The 12,157-nt window shown below is 63.3% G+C and carries 13 protein-coding genes; 7 read left to right on the plus strand and 6 right to left on the minus strand.

The window, feature by feature from the left end; genetic code table 11:
* Window positions 1–2: 2 nt before the first annotated feature.
* Genes BMF35_RS01165 through BMF35_RS01175 form a run of 3 tightly spaced genes read right to left on the minus strand, consistent with a single transcriptional unit; the run spans window position 3 to window position 2,368 of the window.
* Window positions 3–179 carry a YegP family protein gene (locus BMF35_RS01165; protein ID WP_064971401.1) on the minus strand — a complete coding sequence of 59 codons (177 nt, stop codon included), beginning with the start codon at window positions 177–179 and terminating at the stop codon, window positions 3–5.
* A gap of 57 nt (window positions 180–236) precedes the next feature.
* Complete coding sequence (locus BMF35_RS01170) at window positions 237–1,337, minus strand: NAD(P)/FAD-dependent oxidoreductase (protein WP_047006340.1); 1,101 nt, start codon at window positions 1,335–1,337, stop codon at window positions 237–239.
* Window positions 1,334–2,368, minus strand: a complete 1,035-nt coding sequence (locus BMF35_RS01175) for an alpha/beta fold hydrolase (RefSeq protein ID WP_236781533.1) — start codon at window positions 2,366–2,368, stop codon at window positions 1,334–1,336. Before BMF35_RS01175 ends, BMF35_RS01170 begins: the two co-directional genes overlap by 4 nt.
* A 28-nt stretch (window positions 2,369–2,396) precedes the next feature.
* Here BMF35_RS01175 and BMF35_RS01180 point away from each other — a divergent pair, with 28 nt between their 5' ends.
* The 7 genes from BMF35_RS01180 (at window position 2,397) to BMF35_RS01210 (ending at window position 9,845) form a co-directional block, all read left to right on the plus strand.
* Entirely contained in the window at window positions 2,397–2,888 is a 492-nt protein-coding gene (locus BMF35_RS01180; RefSeq protein WP_047006341.1) for an A24 family peptidase, read from the plus strand.
* Window positions 2,889–2,963: 75 nt separating this feature from the next.
* The gene (cpaB, locus tag BMF35_RS01185) at window positions 2,964–4,073 is read left to right on the plus strand and encodes a Flp pilus assembly protein CpaB (protein WP_047006342.1); all 1,110 of its coding nucleotides are present in this window, start codon (window positions 2,964–2,966) and stop codon (window positions 4,071–4,073) included.
* Between the two features lie 68 nt (window positions 4,074–4,141).
* On the plus strand, window positions 4,142–5,752 hold the full coding sequence (locus tag BMF35_RS01190) for a type II and III secretion system protein family protein (protein WP_082115653.1): 1,611 nt from the start codon (window positions 4,142–4,144) through the stop codon (window positions 5,750–5,752).
* Between the two features lie 5 nt (window positions 5,753–5,757).
* Window positions 5,758–6,414 carry a CpaD family pilus assembly protein gene (locus tag BMF35_RS01195; RefSeq protein WP_047006627.1) on the plus strand — a complete coding sequence of 219 codons (657 nt, stop codon included), beginning with the start codon at window positions 5,758–5,760 and terminating at the stop codon, window positions 6,412–6,414.
* A gap of 2 nt (window positions 6,415–6,416) precedes the next feature.
* A complete protein-coding gene (locus tag BMF35_RS01200; RefSeq protein ID WP_047006343.1) occupies window positions 6,417–7,712 on the plus strand; it encodes a pilus assembly protein CpaE in 1,296 nt (431 codons plus the stop codon).
* A 123-nt stretch (window positions 7,713–7,835) separates the two neighbouring features.
* Complete coding sequence (locus BMF35_RS01205; RefSeq protein ID WP_047006344.1) at window positions 7,836–8,807, plus strand: type II secretion system F family protein; 972 nt, start codon at window positions 7,836–7,838, stop codon at window positions 8,805–8,807.
* A 27-nt stretch (window positions 8,808–8,834) separates the two neighbouring features.
* Complete coding sequence (locus BMF35_RS01210; protein WP_047006628.1) at window positions 8,835–9,845, plus strand: type II secretion system F family protein; 1,011 nt, start codon at window positions 8,835–8,837, stop codon at window positions 9,843–9,845.
* A 79-nt stretch (window positions 9,846–9,924) separates the two neighbouring features.
* Here the strand turns inward: BMF35_RS01210 and BMF35_RS01215 are convergent, their stop codons facing one another.
* The 3 genes from BMF35_RS01215 to BMF35_RS01225 are packed head-to-tail and all read right to left on the minus strand — an operon-like array spanning window position 9,925 to window position 12,146.
* Entirely contained in the window at window positions 9,925–10,401 is a 477-nt protein-coding gene (locus BMF35_RS01215; RefSeq protein WP_047006345.1) for a MarR family winged helix-turn-helix transcriptional regulator, read from the minus strand.
* Between the two features lie 47 nt (window positions 10,402–10,448).
* A complete protein-coding gene (gene mtnP, locus BMF35_RS01220; protein ID WP_047006346.1) occupies window positions 10,449–11,336 on the minus strand; it encodes an S-methyl-5'-thioadenosine phosphorylase in 888 nt (295 codons plus the stop codon).
* Window positions 11,337–11,360: 24 nt separating this feature from the next.
* Window positions 11,361–12,146, minus strand: coding sequence for an SDR family NAD(P)-dependent oxidoreductase (locus BMF35_RS01225; protein ID WP_047006347.1), 786 nt, complete (start codon window positions 12,144–12,146; stop codon window positions 11,361–11,363).
* Window positions 12,147–12,157 lie beyond the last annotated feature (11 nt).

Raw genomic sequence — 12,157 nt, forward strand, 5'->3', positions numbered from 1 at the left:
AATCAGCTTTCGTCGACGATTTCGGCACCCGGGCCGTTCTTCTGGATCGACGCAATGGCATCCTTCGCGCCGGACTTGGAGGAATAGCCTTCGGTCGAGAACATGATCTCGTTATTGTATTTGAAGCGCACGCGGAACTCGCCTGCCTTGTCCTTATAGATCTGGAAATGGTGGGCCATTTGTGTCGTCTCCCATGGATTGAACGACGCGCACCATAACAAATGTCAGTCGCTTGGCTAGGCCGTGAACCGCGATGGTGTGTATAGCGCGGCGTCGAGCGGTTCCGTCATTGCATCACGAGGCCGATCCAGCAGCAATTGCGCGCCCAGCCTTGCAGCAGCGGGCGCGGTCTGGATGCCGTAGCCGCCCTGTCCTGCAAACCAGAACAGGCCGTCCACTTGCGCATCGTACCCATACACAGGCAGGCGATCAGGAGAGAAGCTGCGCAGCCCTGCCCATTTGCGCTCGACCGCGTCGATCCGCCAGTCGACGACTTGCTCGAACCGGTCGATGGCGAGGGCGACGTCCAGTTCTTCCGGAGCGGCATCGCAAGGCTCGCTCGGTGTTTCGTCATGGGGACTGAGCCAGAGCTTGCCGTTTTCCGGCTTGAAATAAAAATCGCCGTCGAGACTGAGAGTCAGCGGCAGGTCGGCTGGCGGCTGAGGGGTCGTGCGCAACTGCGCCACGGTGCGGCGGAGGGGCGTGATACCGATAGGTCTTGCGCCCAGCAGCGACGCGACCTCGTCCGCCCACGCTCCGGCGGCATTTACCACCACGGCAGCGCGAACCTCGCCAGCGCGGCCGAAATCGAGCCGCCAGCCGTCATTATCTCGCACCGCTTCCCGCAAGCGATGCCGGTTGCGCAGTTCCACGCCCTGCCGCGCACCCTTGCCTAGATAATGCTGATGCAGCGCTGCGACATCGATATCGGCACAATTCGGCTGGCTGACCGCGAGTTCCCATTCGGGCCTTACTCCGGGCAGCAAGCGCTCCAATGTGGCCCGGTCCAGCCGGTTCATCGTCACGCCTGACCCGCGATAGCTGTCGAGAAAGGCCTCCAGCTGTTCTTCCTGACCATCGCGCGCAATGTAGAGGCCGCCGCGCGGCGAAAGGAAGCCGCCCTCGCGCAGATAGTCGCCCGATGCGAGCGTCAGCGGCACCACGTCCGGCCCGCCATAGCATTCCTCGCGAAACGCCGCGCTGCGTCCCGTTGTGTGATAGCCGGGATGGTCCTCGGCCTCGCACAGCACGACGCGCGCATGGCCTGCCAGTTCGGCAGCGATGCTCGCCCCGGCAATCCCGGCACCGATCACGGCAATGTCGAAATTTTGGGTCATCCCTTGAGACGACGCTCCAGAAAATCGTCGATCGCGGCGAGAGCGCGGTCTCGCACTCCATCTTCCTCGCGAAGCACCTCGTGGCGCGCTTCCTTGCCGAAAATCAGCGCTTCGACATCAGGCAGGCGCTCGACCATCCGGCGCGTGGCAGCGGGGCCGACGAGCTTGTCATCATCGGTCGCCACGACGAAGACCGGGATGTCGACACTTTCAGGCACGCCGGGAGCATGGATGCGGCGGATCGAATCCATCGTCGCGCGCACCCAGCCCCAGCTGCCGGGTCCGAGCTTCAACTCGGGCCGATGCTCGCGCCAATAGCGTTCATCATCATAGCGCGTCGTGTCGTGGGTGAGCAGGTTCTGGCGCAACTTGTTCATCGCGATCGGGCTCTCCCCGCTGCCCCATGCCGGACGGCGCGGATCGGCGATGCGGGCCATCAAATGCGCCATGCCGCGACGGATGAAAAGCGGCACCGCTTCGGGCAAGACGTCCAGCATTGGCGCGGACAGCACCATCGCATCCGGACGCGGCGCCAGGGCTTTCTCGATCACGGCACGCAGCACGAGGTGCCCGCCCATGGAATGCCCCATCAGCACAAGCGGCCCTTCGCGCCCGGCGGCAAATTCGCTCCACAGTCCGGAGAGGTCGCGCACCCAGTCCATATAGTCTTCAAGATGGCCCGTGGTGTCATCACGCCCCAGCCGGCCCGATCCCCCCTGCCCGCGCCAGTCTGCCGCCACGACGCGCCAGCCGCGCAGCCGCCAGTGCTCGAAAGTTTCGAGATATTTCTCATACGCATCGCCGCGCCCTGCCATGAAGAGTATGGAGCCGCGCGCAGCCACATCCGCAGGCGGATCGCCCCAATTAATGCGGCGTATCAAATGCCCGTCTTCGGCGCTCCACAATTCCTCCACCGCATCGGCGGGAATGGCCCTGCGATCGAAGTTGTCGGCGATCTGCGTTGCTGCGTGGTGAATACCGGCCTCCTGCCTTTGGTTACTTTTTAGTAAGCCATGCGCGCTAGCACTCACAGTCCAAGGGGAACCGGGGACTTATTCCGTGCTAGACGATCCGTTCAAATATGGCCTGCTCGCCGCATTGGCAATCGCGCTGCTTATCGCCGCGTTTACCGATATTCGCGAGCGCCGCATCGCCAATTGGCTCAACCTCGCCATCGCGGCGGGCGCTCCGCTGTTCTGGATTGCCAGCGGGCTGAGCCCGTGGCCTGATATCGCGATCCAGTTCGGCTTTGCTGTGGCGGTGTTCGCTGTGCTCTCGCTGCTGTTCGCCATGCGCGCCATGGGCGGCGGTGACGTGAAACTGCTCACCGCGCTGGCGCTGTGGGTCGATCCCACGAACTTCATGCGCCTTGTCATCATGATGGCGCTGATCGGCGGCGTGCTGACGCTGGTCGTGTGGGGATGGCACGCCATTCGCCGCAATCAATACAAGCCGAAAATTCCTTACGGCGTGGCCATTGCCGCTGCCGGGCTGTGGATCATCGGCACCGTATACGCACCTGCTTCGGCGATGGCCGGCGCGGTGCAGTGAACCTGATTTTAACCAATTCCGGCGTAACCACCGGAAACCTTAACGCAAGGACCATTTAAGGGGGCTTGACGCACCATGGACAAGAAGAAACTTATTCTGCTGGTAGGAGCGCTGATCATCGCGGTCGGTACGGCTTTTGCTGCGCGGACCATGTTCGCCGGTGCTGCTGCACCACAGGCCGAGGCTGCTGCCGAGGTCGAACCCACGGGCCCCAAAGTGCTCGTCGCCAAGCGCGGCCTGCCGGTCGGCACGATCATCACCGCTGATGCCGTGTCCTACCAGCTCTGGCCGCAGGAACTGGTGCAGGATGCCTACTTCATCGACGGCGAAGCCGACATGGAGCAGCTCCTGGGTACGGTTGTCCGCCATCCGATTACGGCCGGTGAGCCTGTAACGCAGGGTTCGCTCGTATCGCCGGGCGATCGAGGCTTCCTGGCTGCAGCGCTTGGCCCGGGCATGCGTGCCGTTACCGTTCCGGTGTCCGCACGTACCGGTGTCGCAGGCTTTGTCTTCCCGGGTGACCGTGTGGACATGGTGCTGACGCAGACCGTGCAGGGCGATGAAGGCCTCAGCATGCAGACGTCGGAAACCATTCTCACCAACCTGCGCGTTCTGGCGACCGACCAGTCGACCGAAACCACCACCGACGAGAACGGCCGCACCGTGGTGCGCGCCTTCCGCACGGTGACGATGGAAGTGACCCCGCGTATCGCCGAACGTATCACCGTCGCCCAGACGATCGGTACGATCAGCCTGACGCTGCGCTCCATCGCCGACAACCAGGCCGAACTCGATCGCGCAATCGCCGCTGGCGAGATCGACCTGCCCGACGATGCCTCGCCCGAAGAGGAAGAGGAACTGCTGCGCACGGCCATGTCGCGTCCAGGTGTGGGTTCGCCCTCCTTCCAGACCGGCGGTGACGTGTCGCGCTTCCAGCCCCGCTCGATCCCGATGCGTGGCAGCAACAAGGACGATGAAGGTCCGCGTCGCGATGCAACGCCGCAGATGACGCCGGGCGTGGCAGCCAATGCCGCTCCCAGTGGTCCGACGGTCCGCGTGACCCGTGGGCAGACCACCGTGGTCACACCTGTGGGACAGGGGGCAGGCCGTCTGCTCGATCGCCAGAGCTCCGCAACCGGCGAAGGTGGCCGTGTGGGCAACCTTGGCATGGGCACGATCCGGTGATCGCGATGACTATCCAGGAAAAACAGAAAACTTCGCCTGAACTTGCGAAAACTTCGAGGGGCAAAACCATGAAAAGCCGCTTTTTCAAAACCGTGCTGAGCGCCGCATGCGCGATTGCACCGCTGGCTGTCGCCGTGCCTGCAGGTACCGCTGCCGCCCAGACCGTTGCTCCGGCAAACGACGTCGTCCTGTCCATCGGTCGCGGTGAACTGGTGACGGTGCCCGGCAACATGGCCGACATCTTCGTCGCCAACGACCAGATTGCAGACGTACAGGTGCGCTCGCAGCGCCAGCTCTATGTCTTCGGCCTGTCGGGCGGTGAGACCACGATCTACGCCAGCAATGCTGCGGGCGACATCATTTGGTCTGCCAATGTCCGCGTCGGCTCCAACCTCGACAGCATCGACCAGATGCTGGCGCTGGCCATGCCCGAGGCGAACATCCAGGTTTCCACCATGGGCACCAACACCGTGCTGCTGACCGGCACCGTCGCGGCTCCGGAAGATGCTTCCGAAGCGGAGCGTCTGGTACAGGCCTTTACAGGTGATGAGGCCAATGTGATCTCGCGCCTTCGCATGGCCACGCCGCTGCAGGTCAACCTGCGCGTGCGCTTCGCCGAAGTCAGCCGCTCGCTGGTCCGCTCCATCGGTGCGAACCTGACGACGATCGACGGCACAGGCGGTTTCCAGTTCGGCGTCGGCCAGGGCCGCGCTCCGGATTTCTTCGCGCCGGGCACGGCCACGGGCTTCGGTGACCTGACGGTTCCGATCCCCAACCCCAACTTCAACCCGACCATCCCGGTATCGACTGCAAACCCGCAGTTCATCGATGGCCAAGGCACGTCTTTCACCGGCATCACGCCGGGAACGACGCTGGCAGGGGTCGGCTCGCTGTTCGGCCTCGACATTGCAGGCGCACTGGACCTTGGCGAACGCCGCGGCCTGGTGACCACGCTGTCGCAGCCGAACCTGACCGCGCTATCCGGTGAAACCGCCGAATTCCTCGCCGGTGGTGAATTCCCGATCCCGCTGTCGCAGGGTCTGGGCACGACCACCATCGAATACAAGAATTTCGGTGTCAGCCTTGCTTACACGCCGACCGTGCTGGCCAATGGCCGCATCTCGATCCGCGTGCGTCCGGAAGTCTCCGAACTGTCGAGCCAGGGTGCTGTGACGCTGAACGGCTTCCAGGTCCCCGCCCTCACCATCCGCCGCGCGGAAACGTCGGTGGAGCTGGGTTCGGGCGAAAGCATCATGATTGCCGGCCTGATGTCGAACAATGCGCAGAACACGATCGAGCAGGCTCCGGGCATCGGTGACATTCCGATCCTCGGCAACCTCTTCCGCTCGACCAGTTTCCAGCGCGGCGAGACCGAGCTTGTGATCGTCATCACGCCGTATCTGGTGCAGCCGGTGGACGACCGCGACATCCACCTGCCGACCGATGGCTACGCTTCGCCGACGGGTGCCGAACAGTTCCTGTTCGGTCGTGAAACCGCCGGCACCTCGGGCGCCCGCCGTCCGATGCCGCGCGCCGCCAACCCGGCGCCGGGCAACCCGCAGGTCAGCGTGACCGACCAGAGCGGCGCCGTTGTCGCCAGCGGTGAAGCTCCGGCCGACGCCACACGTGAAACCGCCGCGGCCGCAACGCCGGGCTTCAGCATCGCAAACGGAGAGTGATCGTCATGACCTTCAACAGCAAACGCATTGCCGGCACCTCGCTTGCAATCTCGCTTGGCCTGGCGCTGTCCGCTTGTGGCGGCATCACCACGGCAAACAACAACTTCTCGCTCAACAGCGTGAACCAGCCCGTGGTCGAACGCAGCAATTACGTTCTCGACCTGCGCTCCGGCGTCAGCGGCATTGATGTGGCCGAACAGAGCCGCCTCGATGACTGGTTCGAAATGCTCGACCTCGGCTATGGCGACCGTGTCGCCGTGGACAGCTCGGTTACTAGCGCCGCTGCGGAGGAAGATATTGCCGCCGTCGCTGCACGCTACGGTATCCTGCTGAGTGAGGGTGCGCCCGTCACGCAGGGCTATGTCGAAGCCGGCATGGTCCGCGTGGTGGTGACCCGCTCCACCGCCCATGTACCGGGCTGCCCGGACTGGTCGGAAGGCTACGGCTTTCAGCAGGGCAATTACACCTCGGATGGCTATGGCTGCGCCGTGAACAGCAACCTTGCCGCCATGGTCGCCGATCCCGAGCATCTGCTCGACGGTGCCGAAGGCACGGGCGAGACGGTCGTCATGACCTCCAACCGCGCCATCGATACCTATCGCAACACCGAACCGACCGGTGCAGGTGGTCTTCCGCAAGTCTCTTCCGAAGGGGGTAACTGAGCATGAACTCGCCATTCAAATCCGGTTCGCTGGGCAGTCGCGAGCCATTCTCCGCCTTCATCTGCGACGAGGCTGCGCTCGATGTGCTGCGTCCCGTAGTGATCGAGATGGGCTGGCAGCCCGAGAAGTGCAACAAGGGTGGCCTGCGTAACGCCATCCAGTCGCTCTCCATCTCGGCAAGCCCGGCCATCCTGATGGTCGACCTGTCGGAAAGCGGCGATCCGCTGAACGATATCAATGCCCTGGCCGAGGTTTGCGAACCCGGTACGGTGGTGATCGCGGTCGGCCAGGTGAACGATGTGCGCCTCTATCGCGATCTGCTCGCCAGCGGCATTCACGATTACCTGCTGAAGCCGCTTTCGGCCAGCCAGCTGCGCGACTCGCTTACGCAGGCCCAGTCGGTCTTCGCCGCACCGCGTGGCGATGGCGCAGAGGGCGAGCACGAGCACGTGTCCACCGCAGTGGTTGGCACGCGCGGCGGTGTGGGTGCATCCACCCTCGCCACGTCGCTCGCATGGCTGTTTGCTGCCGAGCACAACCGCTCGACCGCGCTTCTGGATCTCGATGTCCACTTCGGTACCGGCGCTCTCTCGCTGGACCTGGAGCCGGGTCGCGGCCTGACCGACGCGATCGAGAACCCGAGCCGTATCGACGGCCTGTTTATCGAACGCGCCATGATCCGTGCGAACGACAACCTTGCCATCATGTCCGCCGAAGCGCCGATCAACTCGCCGCTGATGACGGATGGCACGGCGTTCCTGCAGCTGCAGGAAGAGTTCGCCCAGGCCTTCGACACCACGGTGGTCGACCTGCCGCGCAACATGCTGATCAACTTCCCGCACTTGCTGACCGATGTAAATGTCGTGACGCTGGTGACCGAGCTGACGCTCGCATCGGCCCGCGACACGATCCGCCTGCTCAGCTGGCTGAAGCAGAATGCGCCCGCCGCGCATCCGCTGATCGTGTGCAACAAGATGCAGTCGGGCGCGGCAGAAATCAGCAAGGCCGATTTCGAAGCCTCGATCGAACGCAAGATCAACTACCAGATTACCTTCGACCAGAAGGCTGCGGCCAATGCTGCGAAGCTGGGGCAGACCTTCATCGAGGCCAACAAATCCTCCAAGACGGTGAACCCGATCCGCGAGATTGCCAGCATGATTGCAGGCGTCGCCGAGGATGACGGCGCCAGCCTGGAAGAAGCCGGCCAGAAGGGCTCGATGCTCGGCAATTTCGATTTCAAATCGCTGCTTGGCGGCGCGAAGAAGTCGAAGCCGGCCGAAGCCGAACCTGCCGAGTAATCGGCCACGGGAGATGGCGGGCGGCCCAGCGTCGCCCGCCGATCCCACAATATTTCGCGGCTGCCGGGGTAGTCGCACCACCGATCGCCCGATCGTAAACCGACGTGTGAAAGAAGGAAGCCCATGAGCATCGTTCAACTCCTGCTGATTGCCGGCGGCCTGATGGGCCTGATGATCCTGGGCTATGTGCTGACCACCGGGACATCGCCCGCGAAGGAAAGCCAGCGCCGCCTCACCGCCGTGCGCCACCGCCATTCGGAAAGCACGACCGACAAGGTCGAAAGCCAGCTGAAAAAGGCCATCGCTGCACGCAAACCTAAGCAGTTCTCGCGCGCCGGGGCCAGCAGCCGTACCGAAGCGCTTATGCTTCGCCTGGACCGCACCGGCATGGGCTGGACGGTGTCGCAATATATTTACGCCTCGCTCGGCCTCTCCATCGTGATTACGGCGCTGCTCTATTTGAAGTCCGGCTCCCCGCTGCTTGCGCTCGGCGTGGGCATGGTGATCGGCCTGGGCCTGCCGCACATGGTGGTGAACTTCTTCATCAAGCGCCGCACCAATCAGTTCAACGCGAAATTTCCCGACGGTATCGAACTGCTCGTGCGCGGTCTTCGCTCTGGCCTTCCGGTCACGGAAACGCTGGGCGTGGTGGCGCAGGAAGTGCCCGGCCCGGTGGGATCGGAGTTCCGCGCTGTGACCGAACGCATCAAGATCGGCCGCACCATGGAGGAAGCCCTCCAGGAAACTGCCGACAAGCTGGGCACGGCAGAATTCCAGTTCTTCGTCATCACGCTCGCCATCCAGCGCGAGACGGGTGGTAACCTGGCGGAGACGCTGTCCAACCTTGCCGAAGTGCTGCGCAAGCGTTCGCAGATGAAGCTCAAGATCAAGGCCATGAGCTCTGAATCGAAAGCCTCGGCCTATATTGTCGGCTCGCTGCCCTTCATCGTTTTCGGCCTCGTTTACTGGGTCAACCCGTCATACCTCGAAGGCTTCTTCATCGACGATCGCCTGATCGTGACCGGCCTTGGCGGCCTTGTGTGGATGAGCATCGGCGCATTCATCATGGCCAAGATGGTCAGCTTCGAGATCTGATCGGGAGGAGAGAGAAAAACCATGTTCATCATCGCTCCCCCGTCCGGCCCTACGCTTCTCGGCGTCGACGTCCTGCTCGTCGGCTCGATTCTGGCGGGCATCGCTGCGCTAGCCACCGTCATGGCTATCTATGCTGCGGTCACAGTGAAAGATCCGATGGCCAAGCGCGTGAAAGCGCTGAACGATCGCCGTGCCGAGTTGAAGACCGGTATGCTGACGCAGTCCACGCGCAAGCGCCAGAGCCTGACGCGCCGATCCGACACCACCGACAAGGTGAAGGACACTCTCGAAGGCATGAAAGTGCTGCAGGAGAGCCAGGTCAAGATGATCCAGCAGAAGCTGGCGCAAGCCGGTTTCCGCAACAAGGAAATGGCCGTCGTCATCATCTTTGCACGCATGATCTTGCCGGTCGTGCTGGGCCTGATCGGTGTGATCGTGCTGTACTGGACCGACACCTTCCCCGATTGGGGGCCGACCAAGCGCTTCCTCGCTTTCGCCGCCCTCGTCATCGTGGGCTACAAGGGTCCGGAAATATACCTGGCCAACACGGCATCGAAGCGTACGCTTGCCATCCAGAAAGGCCTGCCCGACGCGCTCGACCTGCTGGTGATCTGCGCCGAAGCCGGTCTGACCGTGGACGCCGCTTTCAACCGCGTCGCCAAGGAACTGGGCCGTGCCTATCCGGAACTGGGTGACGAATTCGCCCTGACCGCAATCGAACTGTCCTTCCTGACAGAGCGGCGGCAGGCCTTTGAAAACCTCGCCTATCGCGTCAATCTCGATGCCGTGCGCGGCGTGGTGACGACGATGGTACAGACCGAACGCTACGGTACGCCGCTGGCATCCGCCCTGCGCGTGCTGTCGGCGGAATTCCGCAACGAACGCATGATGCGCGCCGAAGAAAAGGCAGCCCGCCTGCCCGCCATCATGACCGTGCCGCTGATCATGTTCATCCTGCCGGTGCTGTTCATCGTGATCCTTGGCCCCGCGGCCTGCTCGATTGCCGATGCCTTCTCCGGCGACGGTCCGGGCGGCTAGAGCCGACAAACTGGCGACAAACAAAAACCCCGCGTGGAGCGATCCGCGCGGGGTTTTTCTTCTGCCTGCAGGTTGGCAGCTATTTCAGGCCGAACTGCCGGTCGAAATCGTCACCATCCAGATCCTCGGCGCGGCTGCGTGCGCGCTCCAGCAGGCTGCGGAACAGGTCCAGCTCGTCTTGCGAGAACCCGTCGAACAATTGCCGCTCGATCTCGCGCGCCAGCGGCATGATCTCGGCATGCATTGCGCGGCCCGCATCGGTCAGGTCGAGCAGATGGGAACGGCCATCGGCCTCGTTGGGCGTGCGCTCCGCCAGCGCGCGCTCCTCCAAACCCTTGCAGGCGCGGTTGACGGCAACCTTGTCCATCAGCGTGCGGCGCGTCAGGTCGCGCTGGGTCATGCCGCCCGCATCGCCGATCACCGCCATCACCCGCCATTCCGGGATGCTGAGCCCCCAACGCTGGCGGTACTCTATGGCGATCCGTCCGCTTACCGCATTGGAAGCGAGCGAGAGTTGGTAGGGCAGGAAGCGGGAAAGCGTGCTGGTCGGTTGCATACGCAACCATCCTGTTGCGCTTTGCCCGCTTTTGCAAGCGCGCTTGCTCAGCCTTGCGGAGCGGGGAAGAGATCGATCAGGCGGGATGCGACGGCATCGAGCTTCGCTGCTGCCGCGATATCCCATTCCTCACGCGGAGTGACGATGGCGACGTCGAGGATCGTATCGATCGGGCTGGCCTTGCGCGACTTGGGCAGCGCCTTCGCCAGCTCGCCCAGCATCTTTCGCGCCGTTTCGCCATTGCCTTTCATCACCTTGAGAATGTCGGTCACATCGACATCCTCCTCGCTGTCGCGCCAGCAATCGTAATCCGTCACCATGCCGATGAGAGCATAGGGCAGCTCCGCTTCGCGGGCGAGGCGCGCTTCGGGCATGGCCGTCATGCCGATCACATTCGCGCCCCAGTCACGATAGAGGTGGCTTTCCGCGCGCGTCGAAAACTGCGGGCCTTCGATGGCGACATAAATGCCGTCATCATGCATTGTCGCGCCCGCCTTCTTGCCAGCTTTCGCTGCAAGGTCGGACAGGCGCGGGCAGACCGGATCGGCCAACGGAACATGCGCGACGATGCCCTCGCCGAAGAAGCTGCGCTCGCGCCCGGCGGTACGGTCGATGATCTGGTCCACGGCAACGAAATCGCCCGGCGCAAATTCTTCGCGCAAGCTGCCGATGGCAGAAATCGCCAGGATATCGGTCACGCCGCAGCGCTTCAGCACATCGACATTGGCGCGGTAATTCACATGGCTGGGAGAGCGCGTATGCCCTGCCCCGTGGCGTGCCAGGAAAGTGAACTTCACCCCGTGCAGCGTGCCGGTCAGCACCGGGCTTGAGGGTTCGCCAAACGCGCTGTTGACTGCTATTTCCTGCACGTCTTCCAGCTTGCCCGGCTCATACAGGCCGGAGCCGCCGATCACGCCGATATGCCATTCAGCCATGCCGTGTATCCCTCCCGCCAGCGCCTATTTCGGAGGCATGCGGATGGCGCCATCGAGCCGCACCGTTTCCGCATTCATATATTCGGTTTCCACCATGAAGCAGGCGAGCTTGGCGTATTCCTCCGGCCTGCCGAGACGTTTGGGGAACGGCACTGACGCCGCAAGTGCGACCTGCGCCTTTTCCGGCAGGCCATCCATCATCGGGGTGTGGAAGATGCCGGGAAGAATCGCGTTCACGCGAATGCCCTCGCCCATCAGGTCGCGCGCGGCAGGCAGGGTCATGCCTTTGACGCCCGCTTTTGAAGTAGCATAGGCGACCTGGCCGATCTGCCCGTCTTCCGCCGCCACGGATGCGGTGTTGATGATGACGCCGCGCTCGCCATACTCTCCCACGGTGTCGAGCGTGATCATACCTGCGGCAGCCTTCGCCATGCAGTTGAACGTGCCCATGAGGTTAATGCGGATCGTCTTCTCGAAGGCGGCGAGCGGTAGATGGCTGATTGCGCCGGTCTCCCGGTCGCGCTTCGTGGTCTTGCCGACCGTGGCGATGCCGGCGCAATTGACCAGCACCCGCTCCTGCCCATGCGCTTCACGCGCTCTGGCGAAGCCCGCTTCGATGGAGGCCTCGTCAGACACATCGACCTTGCAGAACACGCCGCCGATTTCTGCCGCGACGGCTTCACCGCGCTCTTCGTTCAGGTCGAACAACGCAACCTTCGCGCCTTTGGCGGCCAGAGCTCGCGCAGTCGCCTCGCCCAGTCCCGATGCGCCGCCTGTTACGATAGCGGCGATGGAAGTGTCGATCTGCATATTAGCTCCTT

Source organism: Aurantiacibacter gangjinensis, assembly GCF_001886695.1.
In the GTDB taxonomy this organism is placed as follows: Bacteria; Pseudomonadota; Alphaproteobacteria; order Sphingomonadales; family Sphingomonadaceae; genus Alteraurantiacibacter; species Alteraurantiacibacter gangjinensis.